This window comes from Parahaliea mediterranea (assembly GCF_003402235.1).
Taxonomy (GTDB): domain Bacteria; phylum Pseudomonadota; class Gammaproteobacteria; order Pseudomonadales; family Halieaceae; genus Parahaliea; species Parahaliea mediterranea.
This window is the reverse complement of record NZ_QEWO01000004.1, coordinates 283,102-301,701: the sequence shown is the minus strand read 5'-3', so window position 1 is coordinate 301,701 and position 18,600 is coordinate 283,102. Positions and strand designations below refer to the sequence as shown.

Sequence of the window (18,600 nt, the reverse complement as noted above, 5' to 3'; positions counted from 1 at the left end):
GCTCTGCCCGCCTTTTCGCCGTCTTCCCGGCGCTTTGCCTGTGCTTTTCGTGTGCCTTTCGTGGGCGCCGATGGGCTTTTCCTGTGCGCTTTATTGAGAGCTAAGGCAACGTTGTCATTGCCGCTGCCGCCAGGGCAGGCATGGTGCCTGGGGCCGGCCTGCGGCAGTGGCCGCGGTAAATCCCGCGATTTTTGCCGCTAGCTCGCGGCACCAAAGCCTGTGGTGACAGGCTGTTACGCATTTCTCGACCCACCGGCGAAATAATTTCCTCACCCTGTTGACAACGTTGTCCAGCGCGCATAGGGTAGCTCCGACAACGTTGTCATGTGCTTGTCATAATAACGCTCAGCCGCTCCCGGAGGCTGACGGTTCGCCGCCGGGGTACAGGTCGCTTGAATAAGCAAAACGAGAAGGGGGAACCCGTGAAAACACTAAAATCATCTATCCGTTCACTGCATGGCAGCCGCTCGCGCTTCCTGCACAGCTCCCTGTCGGTCATGGCCCTGTGCGGCGTGGTCGGCTCGGCGCAGGCGCAGGACCCCGCTCCGGCCCTGGAAGAGGTCGTGGTGACCGGTATCCGTGGCAGCCTGCAGGAAGCCATGGACACCAAACGCAATGCGGTGGCCATTGTCGATGCGATCAACGCCACCGACATCGGCAAGTTCCCGGACAAGAACGTGGCGGACTCCCTGAGCCGCATCACCGGTGTGTCGGTAACCCGCGGCTTTGGCGAGGGCGAGAAGATCGCCGTGCGCGGCACCGCCCCCAACCAGAACCGCACCCTGCTGAACGGCGCCGCGGTGGCCTCCGCCGACTGGTTTGTGCTGGACAACCCCTCCCGCGCCTTCAACTACACCCTGCTGCCCTCCAACATCGTGTCGTCGCTGGAGGTGTACAAAACACCCCGCGCCGACATTCAGGAAGGCTCCCTGGGCGGCACCGTGATGCTGCGCACCCGGCGTCCGCTGGACATGGAGGCCAACAGCGGCAGCGTGCAGGTGCAGGGCATGTACTCGGAGACATCCGAAGAGGTCGACCCCCTGCTGTCGGCCCTGTACTCCTGGAAGAACGACGCCGAGACCCTGGGTTTTAATATCTCTCTCACCAAGCAGGATCGCACCTTGCTGCGCGAGGGCACCGAAATCCTCGGCTTTGAGCGCCAGAACTTTGGCCGTGGCGACGTGTGGACGCCCCGCGCCCTTGGCGATGCCCACTTCACCCAGGACCGCGAGCGCGATACCGCGCTGGTTACCGGCCAGTGGCGCCCCACCGAGCGCGGCCAGTTCACCGTGACCTACCTGAACTCCGAGCTGGACGCCAACAACACCAACCACAACAACTACCAGTGGTTTAACGGCCAGGCGGGAGGCGGCACCATCGACCCCGCCAGCGCCCAGCTGGTGGGCGACGGTGTGGTGGCAGGCCAGGTGGCCGATAACTACGCCGAGTACTACGTGATCGACCGCGAATCCTACAGCGAAACCGAGTCGCTGGATCTGGAATACGCCCACGACTTTGACAGCTTCTCCCTCACCGCCCGCCTTGGCCACACCGAAGCCGAAGGCGGCACCAGCAGTGATCGCCAGTACGGCTTCGACAAGATCAACCCTCGTCTGTCTGGCTCCACCTTCAACGGCCTGGATTCCACCGCCTTTGTCGGCGGCAGCCCTGAGACCGAAGAGCAACTACTGGGCCGCGGCCTGGGCTGGATGATGGAAAACCAGCGCATTATGAGCGACGAGGAAGACTACGCCGGCCTGGACCTGCAGTTCGACGCCGACGTGGGCATCTTCCACACCTTCAAGACCGGTGTGTACTACCGCGACCACGACAAGGGGCAGTTCCAGAACGGCACACGCTTCCACTGGCTCACCGACGCCATGCACTCGGACGACGCGACCACCTATGGCGGCGGCAGCGACACCTCCGGCTGGGACCGCTGGCTGTACGGCAACCTGGATGCCGGCACCCTGGGCAACTACGCCTACAACGAATCCGGCGCACCCTATCCGCTGCTGAACGTGGGCAGGGCTGAGTCTGTGATCTTCCCGCAGGAGGCCTATGCCAACGCGGCCACCTTCCTGTTCCTGCCCGACACCTGGGATGTGAACGAGAAGATCTACGCGGCCTATGTGTCCGGCGACTTCGAGGGCGAGGGCTTCCGTGGCAACATCGGCGTGCGCGTGGTGCAAACCGACGTGGCCTCCACCGGCTACAACTGGGAGGGTGACGCCACCGCCGCGGCCATCGACCTGATCGGCGGCTACGACCTGCTGGTGGATTCCATCGACAGCCGCGACGACTTCAACGTGCGTCAGGTGACCGAGGATCACGACTACACCGAGGTGCTGCCCAACCTGAGCGTTGCCTTCGATGTGACCGGCGACAGCCTGCTGCGCTTCTCCGCCGCGCGGGTGATGTCCCGCCCGGACTACATCAAGATCGCCAACCAGTCCTCGGCCAACCTGGACACCGGCACCGGCGTGCGCGGCAACCCCTTCCTGGACCCTGAGCTGGCCAACCAGTTCGACCTGGCCTACGAATGGTACTTCGCCGAGCACAGCATGCTGGCGGTCACCTACTTCCAGAAGGACATCAGCAACTCCCTGGTCTCCAGCACCAGCGTGGAAACCCAGTACGATCCGAAACTGGACCGCAACGTGGACGTGACCTTCGTGCAGCCCAACAACGGCGCCGGCGTGGACGTGCAGGGCGTGGAGGTCAGCTACCAGCAGGCCTTCGGTGACTTTGGCGTTATCGCCAACTACACCTACACCGACGCCGACAGCCGCGACGACCGCGATCCAGTGCTGCGCCCCGGGTCCGGCCTGGTGCCAGGCTCCTCCGAGCACATGGCCAACCTGTCCGGTTACTTCGAGAACGACTGGCTGAGCGCCCGCCTGAGCTACAACTACCGCACCGAGTGGTACGACGGCCTCAGCGAGTTCGGCTCCGAGATGTACATCGACGACTACGGCCAGCTGGACGCCAATGTCACCGTCACCGTGTGGGAGAACATCGACCTGGTGTTCGAAGGCATCAACCTCACCGGCGAAGAACTGGAGCACTACCACATCGACACCGCGCGCAAGGCCCGCCTGTATGACAACGGTGCCCGCTACGTGGTGGGTGTGAACTACCGCTTCTAACCCATCGCCAGCGCCGCGGCCGCACCCTGTGGGCCGCCGCGGCGCAAATGGCGCTTCCCTTTATCCAACAAGTTGTGTGTCGGGTGTCGCGGCGGTGGCGCCCTGCGGTAAGGCGGGCCTATCCCTGGCTTACCTTGGCTGGTGTGCCAGCGTGCCCACCAGCCTTTTTTATTTCTGGCGACGTGTAAGCGGTGTAAATCGACAGCATGAATTCAATGACTTCCGACATTGGCCGCCTTTACCTGGGCATCGACGGTGGTGGCAGCAAGTGCCGCGCCCTGCTGGCCGATGCCAGCGGGCGGCCAATGGCCAGCGTGACCGCCGGCCCCGCCAACCCGTTTCAGGACCGGGCCCAGGCCCTGGCCTCCATTGAGGCCGCCAGTCGCGGGGCGCTGGCCCAGGCGGGGCTTGGCGAGGCCGACCTGAGCCGTGTGGTGGCCGGGGTCGGGCTGGCCGGGGTGAATATTCCCAGCGTGTACGCCGCGATGGCTGCCTGGCAGCACCCCTTTGCGGCCCTGCATCTGACCACCGACATCCACATTGCCTGCCTGGGCGCCCACGGCGGCGAAGACGGCGCGGTGATTGTGGCGGGCACCGGCTCGGTGGGCTATGTCTGCGTGGATGGCCGCAGCCACAATTACGGCGCCCACGGCTTTCCCTTTGGCGACAAGGCCAGTGGCGCCTGGCTGGGGCTGGAGGCCCTGAAGGCCGCCCTGCTGCACCTGGACGGACTGGGGCCGCAAACGGCGCTGCTGCCGCGCATTGAAGGCGCGCTGGGTGCCAGCGGCCTGGAACTGGTGGCCGCCATGGCGGGCGCCAGCTCTCGGGATTACGGCGCGCTGGCGCCGCTGGTGCTGGAGTGCGCCGACGCCGGCGACCCGGTGGCAGCGGCCATTCTGGCAGACGCCGCCGGCTACCTCGACGCACTGGCGCGGCGCCTGCTGTCTCACGGTGTCAGCCACTTTGCCCTGCTCGGGGGGCTCGGCGCGCGGCTGACCAACTGGCTGGCGGCGGATGTACAGGCGGCATTGGTAACACCGCGCGGCCAGCCGGACGAGGGCGCCCTGCGCTTTGCCCGCTCGCGCCCGCAAGCGCGCACGGCGGCGCTGGGATAGACTCTCGCCATGTCGTTCGCTGCCTCATCACCGGTTGTTCCCGCCCCCCATCACAGCGCAGCAGGGGAGGGTGAATGCCACCTTACGCGGCAGATGGCGGTGCGCGCGCAAACGCCCGAATTGCAGGCGATGGCCGCATTCGTGGCCCGCAGCCTTGCTCTGGTGTCGGGGGCGCCGGCGGCGAAGGCCGCTGACGGTGTTGACGCCGCTGACACCACAGCGCAACTGGCACTGGATGCCAGCCTTGCCAGTGCCGAACACTACCACCTGCAGATCAGCCCGCAGCAGGTGCGCCTCAGTGGCGGCGGCGTGCCCGGCGTGTTCTATGCCCTGCAAACCCTGCTGCAACTGCTGCCGCCGGACGTGGCGCTGCGGGGCCTGCCGGCGCAGGGCGCTTGCACCCTGGCCTGCGCCAGCATCAGCGACGGCCCGGCCCTGGGCTGGCGCGGCATGCACCTGGACTGCGCGCGGCACTTTTTTCCGCGGGATTTTATCCTGCGCTACATCGACCTGCTGGCCCTGCACAAGCTCAACCGCTTTCACTGGCACCTGAGCGATGACCAGGGCTGGCGCTTTCCCAGCCGGCGCTTTCCGCGGCTCACCGAAGTGGGCGCCTGGCGCGAGCGCACGGTGGACGGGCATACCTCCAACCCCGGGCGCAGCTACCGCGAGCAGCCCCACGGCGGCTACTACAGCGAGGACGATATTCGCGCCGTGGTGGCCTATGCCGCCGAGCGGCAGATTACGGTGATCCCCGAACTGGACATTCCCGGCCACGCGGCGGCCCTGCTGGCGGCCTACCCCGAATACGCCTGTGGCCCCCGGGCCGATGGCGCGCCCTATCAGGTGGAGGCACACTTTGGCATCTTCCCGGATGTGCTGTGCCCGAAGGAGCCGACCTTCGCCTTTCTGGAGCAGCTGCTGGCCGAGGTGGTTGCCCTGTTTCCCGGGGACTACGTGCACATTGGCGGCGATGAAGTGGTCAAAACCGCCTGGGCCGGCTGCCCCCACTGCCAGCAGCTCATTCGCGAGCACGGGCTGGGGGATGAAAACGGCCTGCACGGCTATTTTGTCGCCCGGGTGGCAGGCATTCTTGAGAAGCTCGGTAAAAAGGTGCTGGGCTGGGACGAAGTGATGGATGGTGGTGTGTCCGGCGATACCACCATCATGTGCTGGAACAGCAACGCCGGCGAGCGCGCCCTGGCGGCGGGCTACCCGGTGGTGATGTGCCCGGTGGACCGGGTTTACTTCGACTTCTACCAGTCCACCTCCCTCGATGAGCCCGCCGCCATCCACGGCCTGACGCCCCTGCGCGCGGTTTACGACTACAGCCCGGCGGCGCTGGCGGCGGGCGCAACAGCGGGCCAGTTGCTCGGCGCCCAGGGCAACATCTGGAGCGAATACCTGGCCACCCCGGAGGCGGTCTGCTACACGGCGCTGCCGCGCCTTTCGGCCCTGGCCGAGAGCCTGTGGCGCGGCGAGGGCCGACAGTGGGCGGACTTCTGCCGCCGGCTGCCGGCGCTCACCCGGCGCCTGCGCGCACTGGGCTACACCGTGGCCGACAGCCACTACAAAGCGCTGCTTACGCCGGACACGCGCCGCGATGGCACCCTGCGGGTGCAGTTGGCTGGCGGCGTGCCCGGGGTGCGCTGTCGCTACACCCTGGACGGCGCAGCGCCTGATGCTGCCAATGCATCTGCATCCGGCACCGCCAGCCCGACCTGGCTGGAGATCGACCGCGAGTGCGTGCTGCGCGCCTGCGGCGAAACCCCGGAGGGCGCCCCCTGCGGTGACGAGCGTCTGCACGTGGTGCCCCACCTGGCCCTGCACCGGCCGGTGTATTACTGGCGGGACGAGGGCTTGCAACAGGCGCCGGAGCTGGCCCTGCTCACCAACGGCTGGCGCGGCAACGAGCGGATTTTCCACTACCACGAGTGGGTGGTGTTCGATGCCGAGCGGGTAGACATCGTGCTGGACCTGGAACGGGTGCGCCGCGTGCGCCGCCTGCGCTTCAACCTGGAGGCCGGGGCCCACCGCCAGCTGGCGCGCCCGGCGGCCGTTGAGGTGCTGGCCAGCGCCGCAGACCAGAAGTGGCAGGCGCTGGCGCGGCTGGATGCGGCGGCGCTGGATGCCAGCGGCGCGGTGGACATTGACCTCGGCCACTGCGCCCTGCGCTACCTGCGCCTGCGGCTGCACAACAGCCGGCGCTACTACAGCCCCGAAACCCGACAGCGGCAGCGCATGCCGCTCTACCTGGACGAACTGGTACTGACCTGAGCGGCCACCGCGGCGGCCGACCGACCACAGGATTGCGTTACATGAAACTTGCCACACTCGACATCGCCATTATCGCCCTGTTCCTGGGGGCGACCATTGGCCTGGGGCTGTGGCTGTCGCGCCTGGCCAGCCGCAACCTCAAGTCCTACTTCCTGGCCGGTAACGACATACCCTGGTACATGCTGGGCCTGTCCAACGCCTCGGGCATGTTCGATGTTTCCGGCACCATGATCGCCGTGGCCTGGATGTTCGTGTACGGCATCAAGAGCGCCTGGATTCCCTGGCTGTGGCCGGTGTGGAACCAGATCATCATGATGATCTTCCTGGCCCTGTGGATGCGGCGCTCGGGCGTGCTCACCGGCGCCGAGTGGATCAGCTTCCGTTTTGGCGACGGGGCCGGCGCGCGGCTGGCCCACATTGTCACCGTGCTGTTTGCGGTGGTCATCGTGATCGCCTTCATGGCCTACTTTGTCGAGGGCATTGGCAAATTCTCCGCCCAGTTCCTGCCCTGGGACCTCGCCTTCAACCTGGCCGGCCTGCAGTTTTCCAGCGAAGACAGCTACGCCCTGATCATCATCGGCCTCACCACCCTGTACACCCTCAAGGGCGGCTTTTACAGCGTGGTGGGCACCGAGGTCATGCAGTTTCTGGTGATGACGGTGGCCTGCCTGATTGTGGGCGTGATCGCCTTTGGCGCCACCAGCGCCGAGCAGATACAGGCCGCGGTGCCGGCGGGCTGGGACAGCCTGTGGTTCGGCTGGGAGCTGGGCCTGGACTGGTCCACACTGTTGCCGGCGGCGGATGCGCGCATCGCCGAGGATGGCTACGGCGCCTTCGGCTTTTTGTTCATGCTGATGATCTTCAAGGGCATTTTCGCCAGCCTGGCCGGCCCGGTGCCCAGCTACGACATGCAGCGCATTCTGGGCACCCGCTCGCCCTCCGAGGCGGCCAAGATGTTTGGCCTGACGCCGCTGGTGCTGTCCTTCCCGCGCTATTTCATGATTGCCGGCATCACCGTGCTGGCGCTGGTGTACATGGACGCCGGCGCCCTGCTGGACGGCAGCGGCCGGCTGGACTTTGAACGGGTGCTGCCCTACGCCATATCCGAATACGTGGACGCCGGATTTCGCGGCCTGCTGCTGGCGGGCTTGCTGGCGGCCTTTATGTCCACCTATGCCGCCTTCATCAACGCCGGCTCCGCCTACGTGGTGAACGACCTTTACCGCAAGTACTTCAACCGCAGCGGCAGCGGTCGCCACTACGTGCGCCTGAGCTACCTGGTGACCGGCGCACTGGTGCTCATTGGCCTGTACTTCGGCTTTGCCGGCGGCAACATCCAGGCGCGCACCGACTGGATTGTGGGCCTGCTGTACGGCAGCTACGTGGCGTCCAACGTGCTCAAGTGGGTGTGGTGGCGCTTCAACGGCTTTGGTTATTTTGCCGGCATGGCGGCGGGCATGATCGGCGTGGCGGTCATTCCGCCGGCGCTGGAGGCGGCCGGCATCGAGTGGCTGGCCATTCAGCAGTTTCCCCTGTTACTGGCGGTGGCCATGCTGGGCAGTGTTGCCGGCTGCCTGCTGACCCCGCCGGTGGACGCCGCGCAACTGGATCAGTTCTACCGCCAGACCCGCCCCTGGGGCTGGTGGGCGCCGGTGGTGCAGCGTATCAGCGCCCAGGACCCAGCCTTTTGCCCCAACCGCGACTTTGCCCGCGACATGGGCAATGTGCTGGTGGGCATTGTGTGGCAGATGACCCTGGTGGTGATTCCGATGTTTGTGATGATCCGCGCCACCGACAGCCTGCTGTGGAGCCTGGGCGTATTCGCCCTGACTACCTGGCTGCTGAAAAAGTACTGGTGGGATCGCCTGGAGGATTAATCAGGCAGGCCCTGCGTGCCAATCAGGCGCGCCCGAGGCGCGCCAGCATGGCCTGGTTTTCCGCTTCGATGTGCTTGAAAAAGCCCGGGTCGCTCAAGTGGCTGGCGGCCTCCTCGTCGGCGATCACCACCGCGGCGGGGTGCATCTGCAGGATGGAGGCCGGACACCAGGCCGACACCGGCCCTTCCACCATGGCCTTTACCGCCGCCGCCTTGCTGGCGCCGGTGGCCAGCAACACCACCAGCCGCGCTTCCATGATGGTGCCAATGCCCATGGTCACCGACAGGTGCGGCTGGTGCTCGCCCTCGGCAAAAAAGCGGGCGTTGTCGGCAATGGTTTCGCGGGTCAGGGTTTTTACCCGGGTGCGAGAGGTCAGGCAGGAGGTGGGCTCGTTAAAGCCGATGTGGCCGTTGCGCCCAATCCCCAGCAGCTGGATGTCGATGCCGCCGGCGTCCCCAATGGCCTGCTCGTAGGCTTCGCAGGCGGCAATCGGGTCGGGCGCGTCACCGGGGGGCACCCGGGTGTTGGCCGGGTCGATGTCGATATGGTCGAAGAACTCGCTGTTCATGAAGTAGCGGTAGCTCTGCGGGTGGGTCGGCGGCAGATCCATGTACTCGTCCAGGTTGAAGCTGCGCACAGCACCAAAGCTGATGTCGCCGGCGCGGTTGCGCTCGATCAGTTCCCGGTACAACTGTACCGGCGTGGAGCCGGTGGCCAGGCCAAACACCGAGTCCGGCTTGCGCTTGAGCTGCTGCTGGAAAATATCGGCCCCGTAGCGGGCAACCTCGGCGGGGGAATCGAGAATCACGACTTTCATGGGCGGGCCCTGGGTTTCGGGTTACGGGTTACGGGTTACGGGTTACGGGTTACGGGTTATACGGTGTGAACGTTAGGGTTTGCGGTGCACCTGGCGGTGGCCGGCGACCCAGGTGTCCAGCACCTGCAAATCGTTGTCCAGCCGCACAAAGTCGGCGCGAAACCCCGGGGCAATGCGCCCCAGGGTATGCTCGCGACGCAGGAAGGTAGCGGGGTACAGCGCTGCCATGCGCAGGCATTCCGGCAGCGGCAGGCCCACTTCCCGGTGGCAGTAGCGCACAGCGTCGATCATGCCGATGGCGCTGCCGGCCAGGGCGCCCTCGGCGTTCACCAGCCGGCCGTCGCGCACCTGAATGCGCTCGCCGTAAAGCTCGAACCAGTCCTTGCTGTCGCCCACGGTGGCCATGGCATCGGTGACCAGGCACAGCTTGCCCCCGCCCAGGCAGCGCGCGGCAAGGCGAATGCTGGCCGGGTGAACGTGGTGGCCATCGGCAATAATGCCCGCCCAGCAATCGCCGGCGTCCAGGGCCGCGCCAACCACGCCGGGCTCGCGGGATGTCAGCGGGCTCATGGCATTGAACAGGTGGGTAAAGCCGCGCAGCCCCTCGGCCCGGGCGGCGCTGATATCGGCATAGGTGGCATTGGTGTGGCCGGCGCAAACCAGCACACCGGCCTGGCTGAGGGTGGTGATGGCGCCGGCGGGCAGGTGCTCCGGCGCTGCGGTCAGCACCGTGGTGAGCTGGCTGCCAAGGCTTGCCAGCCAGGCGATATCCCCGGCATCCGGCTGGCGGATGCGGTCTTGGCGGTGAGTGCCGCGCCGGGCCGGGGCAAAGAAGGGGCCTTCAATGTGAATGCCAATCACGCCGGCATGGCCCGCCGCCTGGGCTGCGAGCACCGCCTCGGCCCCGGCGCGGTGCACCTGGGGCGTGTCGCTGATCAGGGTGGGCAGCAGGGCGGTGGTGCCGGTGGCGCGGTGGCCGGCCAGCATCTGTGCCAGCCCCGCCACATCCGGCTGGTTGTTAAACAGCACGCCGCCGCCGCCGTTCACCTGCAGGTCGATAAAGCCCGGGGCCAGCAGGCCATCACCGAGTGTGGTGGTTGGCGAGCCAGTTGGGATGTCATGCGCCGGCACTACGGCGCTAACCTGCCCGTTGTCGATGTGAACGGCGCAATCCTCGCGCAGGCTTTGCCCGTCGAACAGCCGCGCCGCCAGCAGGTATTCGCTCATTGCGGCGCCGGGCAGGTGGAGTCGCGCACCACCAGTTGCGGGCGAAAGCCGTTGCCCGGCAGCACCGGGGCGGCGCTGGCGCCATTGCGGCTGGCGCGAATGCTGGCAATCAGGTGGCTGGCGGCGCAGCTGGCAATGTCGGCATTGGGCTGGTGGGCGGTGGTCAGCTTGGGCCAGGTCTGGCGCGAGAAGGGGCTGTCCTCAAAGCCGACGATGGACAGCTCCTGGGGCACCGCCACCTGGTGAATGCGGGCCGAGAACAGCGCGCCCGCGGCAATTTCGTCGTTGGCGGCAAAAATGGCGGTGGCGCGGGGCGCCATCGCCAGCAGGCGGCGGGTGCGGTCGGCCCCCGAATCAAAGTTGAATTCGCCGGGCACGATCAGCGCCTCGTCCACGGCAATGCCGTTCTGCGCAAGAGCGGCCAGGTAGCCGTCGCGGCGCGTTACGCTGGAGCGGTGGATGTCTTCACCGCCAAGGAAGGCGATGCGCCGGTGGCCGAGGCCAGCCAGGTAATCGGTAATGTCGAAGGCGGCCTGGTAGTCATCCACATAAATGCAGGGCTCGGCTTCGCCGGGGTCGTCGGAGCCCGACACAATGCGCACAAAGTGCAGCTCGCGCTGGCGCAAGGCGGCAATCAGGGCCGGGTTTTCGGAGAAGGGCGGGGTCAGCACCAGGCCGGCGATGTGGCCGGTGCTGAGCAGTTGCTGCAGGTCCGCCATGATGTCGCCGGTGCCGGCGGCCAGGGGGTGAATCAGCAGCTCATAACCCTGCGCGCGGCATTCCGCCAGCAGGCCGTGCTGCATTTCGATCACATAGTGGCTGTTGGGGTTGTCGTAGATGAAGGCGATAAAACTGGCGGCGCCGCGCAGCTGCCGGGCGGAGATATTGGGCTGGTAGTTCAGCTCCTTGATGGCCGCCCAAACCCGCTCCTTGAGTTCCTCGCCGACAGAGGGCTCCCGGTTGATCACCCGGGAGACCGTCTTGAAGGAAACCCCCGCCAGCTTGGCGACGTCCTTGATGGTGGCTTTCATGCCCCTGCTGTCCCTCTACCGCTGCGACCTGTGCCGCGCCATGTTATCGGAATTGCGCCGCAGTGTAGCGGATGGGGGTGCGTATGACAACGTTGTCATGCGCGCGCTGGCCCGCGATTGATGCAATGTCGGAGCGGTGGCTCGCCCGCACCCGCGCCGGCCGGCGCCAGGCGACCGGCAGGCTGTCGATAGGTTGTCGATAGGCTGTCGATAGGCCAGCGCCAGGCCCGCGTGTCAGTTTGCGTCATCGCCGTGGTCAGTTTCGGGTAGCCCGGTGCGCGCCGGTTGGTGCTATTCTGCCCGGCCCCCTGGCATGTAACCCAACGGAGAACCCCCAGTGAGTGATACCAGCCCCCTGTTCCAGCCCTTCACCTGTGGCCCCCTGCAACTGGCCAACCGCATTGTGATGGCGCCGATGACGCGCAACTTCTCGCCCGGCAATATCCCCGGCGACAACGTGGCGGAGTATTACCGCCGTCGCGCGGCGGGCGGCGTGGGCCTGATTGTCACCGAGGGCACCTGCATCGACCACATTGCCGCCAGCGGCTACCCGGATGTGCCGTATTTTCACGGTGAGCAGCGCCTGGCTGGCTGGCAACGGGTGCTGGAGGCGGTGCACGCCGAGGGCGCCAAAATCGCCCCCCAGCTGTGGCACTGCGGCGGCATGCGCAAGGCCGGTGTGCCACCGGAAGGCGACGTGCCCGGCTACACCCCCTCGGGCATGAACGTGCCGGGCAAGGTGAACCGCCACATCATGAGCCAGCAGGACATTGACGATGTGATCGCCGCCTTCGCCCGCGGCGCGGCGGATGCCAAGCGCCTGGGCTTTGACGCGGTGGAGCTGCACGGCGCCCACGGCTACCTGATCGACCAGTTCTTCTGGGCCGGCACCAATGTGCGCGACGACGCCTACGGCGGCTCCATGGACAAGCGCGGCCGCTTTGCGGTGGAAGTCATCGAGGCGGTGCGCGAGGCCGTGGGCCCCGAGTTCCCGATCATTCTGCGCTGGTCCCAGTGGAAGCAGCAGGATTACACCGCCCGCCTGGCCGAAACCCCGGCGGAACTGGAACAGTTCCTGGCACCTCTGTCGGCGGCGGGGGTGGATATTTTCCACTGCTCCACCCGGCGCTTCTGGGAGCCGGAGTTCGACGGCTCCGACCTCAACCTGGCGGGCTGGACCCGCAAACTCACCGGCAAGCCCGCGATCACCGTGGGCAGTGTGGGCCTCACCGAGGACTTTCTGCCGGTGCCCGGCGAAACCACCTTCCGCGAGGCAGAGCCGGCCAGCCTTGACGAACTGCTGCGCCGCCTGGGCGGGGGCGAGTTCGACCTGGTGGCCGTAGGCCGGGCGCTGATCGCCAACCCGGACTGGGCCCAGCTGGTGCAGGAAGATCGCCTGGCCAGCGCCCGCGCCTTCGAGAAGGAAAACCTGTTCCAGCTGGTGTAATTCGCACCGCACACACCGCTGGCGCAGACACCGCTGGCGAAGCCAAGGCGGCGGCCCTATAATCCCGCCGCCCTGGCTTCGCCACCCCGGCGGGAGCGGGCCCAGCGGACTCATTGATGACTGCGCCCGACCTGCTTGCACACCCCGCGCCTGCGGCGGCGGACGAAGCACTATTTACCCAGATTGCCAACGATGTGCGCCAGCGCGGCTACGCCGTGTGCCCTGGCGCGCTGCCGCTGGCACTGTGCGACGCGCTGCTGGCCCAGCTGCAGGCCATGCCCGCCGAGCGATTCGAGCGCGCCGGGGTAGGGCGGGACGACAACCACACCCTCAATCGTTTCGTGCGCTCCGACGAGATCTGCTGGATCACCGGGGATTCCCCGGCCGGCCGCCAGTGGCTCGACTGGAGCGCGCGGCTGCAGCAGGCCCTTAACCGCCAGCTGCTGCTGGGTTTGTTTTCCTTTGAATCGCACTTTGCCCACTACGGCCCCGGCGACTTCTACCGCAAGCACCTGGATGCCTTTCGCGGCAACACCAACCGCGTGCTGTCGCTGGTGGCGTACCTGAACAGCCACTGGCAGCCGGATGACGGCGGCGAACTGCTGATGTACCTGGATGAGGCCCGGGGCGACACGCTGAAGGTGGTGCCGGCCCTGGGCACGGTGGTGGTGTTTTTGAGCGAGGAGTTCCCTCACGAGGTACTGCCGGCCCAGCGCGACCGCCATTCCATTGCCGGCTGGTTCCGGGTGAACACCTCCACCGCCGGGCGGGTTGACCCGCCCCGCTAGCCGGGCTCAGCCGCCGCTGACGGCCTGGGCAGTGGGGGTGAGGTAGGTGTGCACCAGGTAGGCCGAATAGGCGCAGAAGCAGAGCAGCAGGGCGCCGCCCTCCACCCGGTTGATGCGGCGGCCGCCGCCGCGGAAGTTAAAGCCGATCACAAACAGTGACACCGTCAGCAGCGCCATGATGCTCATGTCGCGGTTGACGATGTCCGGCTCCACCGGAAAGGGGTTGATGCAGCCGGCAATGCCGACCACCGCCAGGGTGTTGAACAGGTTGGAGCCGATCACGTTGCCAAGGGCCATGTCGTGCTCGCCCTTGCGCGCCGCCAGCACCGAAGACACCAGCTCCGGCAGCGAGGTGCCCACCGCAACAATGGTCAGGCCGATGATCAGGTCGCTCACGCCAAAGCCCTGGGCCAGCTCTACCGCGCCCCACACCAGAATGCGGGAACTCACTATCAGCAGGGTCAGGCCCATAACCAGCCAGATCCAGGCGCGCTTCATGGGCAGGATGCGGCTGGGCATTTCCAGGTCCAGCTCCTCGCCCAGGCTGTCGTCCTTGTTGCGCATGCCCTGGGTTATGGTCCAGGTCATCAGCACAAAAAACACCACCAGCAGCAGGAAGGCATCGGCGCGGGACAGCTCGCCGTCCAGCAGCTGCACAATGGCCAGGGCAGTGATGCCGGTGAGAATCGGAAGTTCCTTGCGCAGCACCTGGGACTTCACCGCAATGGGGCTGATCAGGGCGGTCAGGCCCAGCACCAGGGCGATGTTGGTGATGTTGGAGCCGTAGGCGTTGCCCAGGGCCAGCCCGGGATTGCCCTGCACGGCGGCCAGGGCCGACACCAGCATTTCCGGTGCCGAGGTGCCAAAGCCCAGAATCACCATGCCGATCAGCAGCGTGGGCATGCCGAAATGACTGGCGATGGACGCGGCGCCATCAACGAATTTATCTGCACTCCACAGCAGCAGAATGAGGCCGATCAGAACGGCAGTCAGGGCAGTAATCATGCGGCGGATTATACGGGGGCTCTGTTGAATTTGGCCACGCAAAATGCGTCTTGCATCACAATGGCGGCTTGTGCTGCAGGCATTGCCGGCTATGCTGATTGAGTAGCGGCGGGGCCGCGCGCGAATAATGAGCTAAGGAGAGAGCATGAGCAAGCATCTGGCAGAGGATCTGGCCACGTTTATGGACGGCGTTGAGCGCCGCAACCCGGGGGAGCCTGAGTTTCACCAGGCAGTGCATGAAGTGGCGATGGATATCATTCCCTACATTGCCGACAAGCCCATCTACAAGGAACTCAAAATCCTTGAGCGCATGACCGAGCCGGATCGCATCGTCAGCTTTCGCGTGGTGTGGCAGGACGACAGTGGCGATATCCGGGTGAACCGTGGCTACCGGGTGCAGCAGAACAACGCCATCGGCCCTTACAAGGGCGGCATTCGCTTCCACCCCACCGTGACCCAGTCAGTGCTCAAATTCCTCGCCTTCGAACAGGTGTTCAAGAACAGCCTCACCGGCCTGCCCATGGGCGGCGGCAAGGGCGGAGCGGACTTCAACCCCAAGGGCAAATCCGACCTTGAGGTAATGCGCTTCTGCCAGGCCTTCATGACTGAACTGGCCAAACATATCGGGCCGGATACCGACGTGCCGGCCGGTGACATTGGCGTTGGCGCGCGGGAAGTGGGCTACATGTTTGGGCAGTACAAGCGGCTTGCCAACCGCTTTGAAGGGGTGCTCACCGGCAAGGCCCTGGAATTTGGCGGCAGCCGCATTCGCACCGAGGCCACCGGCTACGGCGCCGTGTACATGATGCAGGACATGCTCAGCCACCACGGCGAAACCATCGACGGCAAAACCTGCGTAGTGTCGGGCTCCGGCAACGTGGCCACCTACTGCGCAGAAAAACTGATCCAACTCGGCGGCAAAGTAGTGACCCTGTCGGATTCCTCCGGCTTCGTGCACGACGCCGAGGGCTTCACCCAGGAAAAACTCGACTGGGTGATGGAGCTGAAAAACAAACGCCGTGGGCGCATCGAAGAATACGCCCGCGAGTTTGGCGCCACCTATCACGAAGGCCAGGAGCCCTGGAACGTGCCCTGCGATCTCGCCTTCCCCTGCGCCACCCAGAACGAGATCGACGCCGAGGAAGCCAAGGCCCTCATCAAGAACGGCTGCCGCGGTATCTCCGAGGGGGCCAACATGCCCACCACACCCCAGGCCATCAAAGTCATACAGGACGAGCCCAACCTCCTGCACGCTCCCTCCAAGGCCGCCAATGCCGGCGGGGTAGCGGTGTCGGGCCTGGAGATGAGCCAGAACAGCCTGCGCCTGCAGTGGAGCCGCGAAGAAGTGGACCAGCGCCTGCGCGGCATCATTCGCGGCATTCACGACCAGTGCGTGGAATTTGGCACCACCGCCGAAGGCCACGTGGACTACTTCCGCGGCGCCAACATTGCCGGCTTCAACAAAGTGGCCTCGGCCATGCTGGCCTACGGGGTGATGTAAACGCCATCAGCCCCGGCCGAGGCGGCCGGGGCGAGGCGAGGCGAGATGAAAAGTGGCGCACAATAAAAAGGGTATCCAGATTATCCGATTGGGTCGGACGGCTTACAGTTTGATCAACAAATGATCGCTGGTTGGGAAGTAGCATTCAGCGGGACAACGGCGACAGCATCGCCGGTCTGTGTAAAACACGGATAACCGTGCAAACAATCAATCGTTCTACAGTGTCCTCGGCGGCGGTATATCGCAGATGAGCGATTTACCGCTGCCGCCACGAAACGGAAGTTTCTAAGGATTGCGCCGGGAAAACCGTCTCGCAGTCTCGCCCCAGTTCTGCCTCTTGCAAATATACGGCAATGCCGTATTATCTTGCGCAATGATATTCATCGAAACCAGTATCTTCTCCAAGCTCCTTCCGGCTTATCTTTCGGATGAGGAGTATCGGGCTCTGCAGAGCTATCTGATGCAAAAGCCTGATGCCGGGGACATTGTCAAAGGATCAGGGGGAGTTAGGAAGGTCCGTTGGGCGCCCGCTGGCAAAGGGAAAAGTGGTGGCGTTCGAGTTATCTATTACTGGAAGAAGCCTGATCATGAAATCTGGATGCTGACTATCTACAGTAAATCGGAGCAGGCCACGATTCCCGGTCATATCCTTAAGAAAATCGCGGAGGCAATCGATCATGAGTAAACGCGACCTTGGTGCTGAGATCCTGGATGGTATTAAAGAAATCCAGCAGCACAAAAAGGGGAAGCTTCATTTAAGAGTTACCGAACTGTCGGAGCCTTCCCCGCCTAAAGTCATCCGTCAAAAACTCAAAATGTCGCAATCCGAGTTTGCCGGCTTGCTGGGTGTTAGCATGCGAACACTCCAGGATTGGGAGCAAGGCCGTCGTGAGCCTCAAGGTCCGGCTGTGGCGTTGCTACGCATTGCGGAGCAGCACCCGGAAGTTTTCACTCAGCTCCACTGAATGTGAGCCCGCCGCTGCTATTCCGGAGAAATGGCCAAGAGGACTTCTAAACCCGGGCTGTATGCGCACAACTTCTGATCATAAATGTGACTAAAAGGTATTCATTCATATGAACGGGCGGGGCTACGACTACAACCTAGGCCGCTTCCTGAGTGTCGATCCCTTCATTATCGAACCCGGCAATAGCCAGGCACTTAATCCTTACAGCTATGTTCTCAACAATCCACTCAGTGCCACAGATCCAACGGGCTACAAAGCTGAACGAAAAAACAAGCGTAAAGCAACCGACGATCCCAGTAATCTTCCACTGAAAGGTGGGCTTAGAGTCCGTTCACCTAGTACTAATGGAGCCACCAAATCGCCACAGCGAGTAGGGACATTGAATGGAGTGCTCTCAGAAACATCTAGTAATTCCGCGGTAAAATCTGAGGCTTCAGATCCATTGGATTCTGATGATTCCGGAATCAATGGCATTGCGGGAGGAACTGAGCCCGCACCATCACCTGAAATATTGGTGCCAATAGGGCCTGAAGCCTCAGCTACAACTGAACCGAACATCGAGCCAGACTGGCCTTCTGACGACGGTTCTAGCCAGGCAAAAGGCCCGGGATCTCCGCCTGCCTACTCTCGCTCTGGGATTGTTGAGGAAATAATTGTTCGGGCCCGATATGAAGGTGCAAAACTAGCGAAATTGAAGGCGAACACCGGCATAGAATTTATTAGAGCCCCGTATCGACCGACTGATCCGGCAGGAAATCAGGCCGCAAGAGTATTGGTGTGGGAATTGAAGGCAATTGTATGTGTAACATTCCCAACTCCTTGCTCAGCGTATGGTGCAGCCGAGACAACAGCAAATTTTGTACAAAATCCTAATGCAATGGATGCGACCTCTCTCGGGTATGAAGCCTACAAAGCCAGATTTGGCGGAACTCACCCGGTAAACCAAGCCATAGACATGTTTATCGGTGAACTTCTCGGAATACTGCCCAGAGAATGAGACTATGGACTATAGAAAGCTGACATTTTTGACAATACCAGCCTGGGTAGTATTCGGATACATCTATTCAAGGCTGGGACCAGCAGTAGCTCTGATAAGTGTTTTTGCACTTTCTTCAATTCTCGCATCTTTGTTCCCATTCTTCGGGCTAATCGGTGACATTAAGCGGCGAACAATATTTGTTACGGGTCTTTTTATATCAGCCATATTGCTTATAGTTGTAGATGTTGTTTTAAATTTTAACTCTACGAATGTAGAAAAAATTTTTCTAATTTTAAGTTATTTTGTAGGGCTAGGTTTTATATTAGGTGCAAACCTATTGATAGCCCGAAAAACTAATGATGAGGAAACTTGAGCAATGAATGCCATATGACTTGTAAACGATAGATATCCTTTATGTCGTT

At 63.7% G+C, this 18,600-nt stretch carries 16 protein-coding genes; 12 read left to right on the top strand and 4 right to left on the bottom strand.

What is annotated here, in order from left to right; translation table 11 throughout:
• Positions 1–422: 422 nt before the first annotated feature.
• From DDZ17_RS13655 to DDZ17_RS13640, 4 genes are all read left to right on the top strand, one after another.
• A complete protein-coding gene (locus DDZ17_RS13655) occupies positions 423–3,149 on the top strand; it encodes a TonB-dependent receptor (protein ID WP_157976637.1) in 2,727 nt (908 codons plus the stop codon).
• Between the two features lie 215 nt (positions 3,150–3,364).
• On the top strand, positions 3,365–4,264 hold the full coding sequence (locus DDZ17_RS13650; RefSeq protein WP_241505892.1) for a glucosamine kinase nucleotide-binding domain-containing protein: 900 nt from the start codon (positions 3,365–3,367) through the stop codon (positions 4,262–4,264).
• 9 nt (positions 4,265–4,273) lie between these two features.
• The gene (locus DDZ17_RS13645) at positions 4,274–6,541 is read left to right on the top strand and encodes a beta-N-acetylhexosaminidase (protein WP_116367509.1); all 2,268 of its coding nucleotides are present in this window, start codon (positions 4,274–4,276) and stop codon (positions 6,539–6,541) included.
• Between the two features lie 41 nt (positions 6,542–6,582).
• Positions 6,583–8,418, top strand: a complete 1,836-nt coding sequence (locus tag DDZ17_RS13640) for a sodium:solute symporter family protein (protein WP_116367508.1) — start codon at positions 6,583–6,585, stop codon at positions 8,416–8,418.
• A 22-nt stretch (positions 8,419–8,440) separates the two neighbouring features.
• Here the strand turns inward: DDZ17_RS13640 and nagB are convergent, their stop codons facing one another.
• From nagB to DDZ17_RS13625, 3 genes are all read right to left on the bottom strand, one after another.
• Positions 8,441–9,235: a glucosamine-6-phosphate deaminase gene (gene nagB / locus DDZ17_RS13635; protein ID WP_116367507.1), complete on the bottom strand. Its 795-nt coding sequence runs from the start codon at positions 9,233–9,235 to the stop codon at positions 8,441–8,443.
• 72 nt (positions 9,236–9,307) lie between these two features.
• Positions 9,308–10,462 (bottom strand): N-acetylglucosamine-6-phosphate deacetylase, encoded by a 1,155-nt coding sequence (gene nagA / locus DDZ17_RS13630; RefSeq protein WP_116367506.1) that lies wholly within the window; start codon positions 10,460–10,462, stop codon positions 9,308–9,310.
• Positions 10,459–11,493 (bottom strand): LacI family DNA-binding transcriptional regulator, encoded by a 1,035-nt coding sequence (locus DDZ17_RS13625; RefSeq protein ID WP_116367505.1) that lies wholly within the window; start codon positions 11,491–11,493, stop codon positions 10,459–10,461. The genes nagA and DDZ17_RS13625 overlap by 4 nt, the downstream gene beginning before the upstream one ends.
• Here DDZ17_RS13625 and DDZ17_RS22905 point away from each other — a divergent pair.
• The 3 genes from DDZ17_RS22905 (at position 11,492) to DDZ17_RS13615 (ending at position 13,728) form a co-directional block, all read left to right on the top strand.
• Complete coding sequence (locus DDZ17_RS22905; protein ID WP_277749319.1) at positions 11,492–11,614, top strand: hypothetical protein; 123 nt, start codon at positions 11,492–11,494, stop codon at positions 11,612–11,614. The genes DDZ17_RS13625 and DDZ17_RS22905 overlap by 2 nt on opposite strands.
• Positions 11,615–11,830: 216 nt before the next feature.
• Positions 11,831–12,940: an NADH:flavin oxidoreductase gene (locus DDZ17_RS13620; RefSeq protein WP_116367504.1), complete on the top strand. Its 1,110-nt coding sequence runs from the start codon at positions 11,831–11,833 to the stop codon at positions 12,938–12,940.
• A 116-nt stretch (positions 12,941–13,056) separates the two neighbouring features.
• A complete protein-coding gene (locus DDZ17_RS13615) occupies positions 13,057–13,728 on the top strand; it encodes a 2OG-Fe(II) oxygenase (RefSeq protein WP_116367503.1) in 672 nt (223 codons plus the stop codon).
• 6 nt (positions 13,729–13,734) lie between these two features.
• Here the strand turns inward: DDZ17_RS13615 and DDZ17_RS13610 are convergent, their stop codons facing one another.
• Positions 13,735–14,733: a calcium/sodium antiporter gene (locus tag DDZ17_RS13610; protein ID WP_116367502.1), complete on the bottom strand. Its 999-nt coding sequence runs from the start codon at positions 14,731–14,733 to the stop codon at positions 13,735–13,737.
• Between the two features lie 145 nt (positions 14,734–14,878).
• On the opposite strand from DDZ17_RS13610, the gene gdhA reads away from it, so the two are divergent.
• From gdhA to DDZ17_RS22445, 5 genes are all read left to right on the top strand, one after another.
• A complete protein-coding gene (gene gdhA, locus DDZ17_RS13605) occupies positions 14,879–16,234 on the top strand; it encodes an NADP-specific glutamate dehydrogenase (RefSeq protein WP_116367501.1) in 1,356 nt (451 codons plus the stop codon).
• A gap of 373 nt (positions 16,235–16,607) precedes the next feature.
• Positions 16,608–16,919 (top strand): type II toxin-antitoxin system RelE/ParE family toxin, encoded by a 312-nt coding sequence (locus tag DDZ17_RS13600; RefSeq protein ID WP_116367500.1) that lies wholly within the window; start codon positions 16,608–16,610, stop codon positions 16,917–16,919.
• Complete coding sequence (locus tag DDZ17_RS13595) at positions 16,912–17,199, top strand: helix-turn-helix domain-containing protein (RefSeq protein WP_116367499.1); 288 nt, start codon at positions 16,912–16,914, stop codon at positions 17,197–17,199. Before DDZ17_RS13600 ends, DDZ17_RS13595 begins: the two co-directional genes overlap by 8 nt.
• Positions 17,200–17,308: 109 nt before the next feature.
• Entirely contained in the window at positions 17,309–18,196 is an 888-nt protein-coding gene (locus tag DDZ17_RS13590; protein ID WP_116367498.1) for an RHS repeat-associated core domain-containing protein, read from the top strand.
• Positions 18,197–18,200: 4 nt separating this feature from the next.
• Positions 18,201–18,551 (top strand): hypothetical protein, encoded by a 351-nt coding sequence (locus DDZ17_RS22445; RefSeq protein ID WP_157976636.1) that lies wholly within the window; start codon positions 18,201–18,203, stop codon positions 18,549–18,551.
• Positions 18,552–18,600 lie beyond the last annotated feature (49 nt).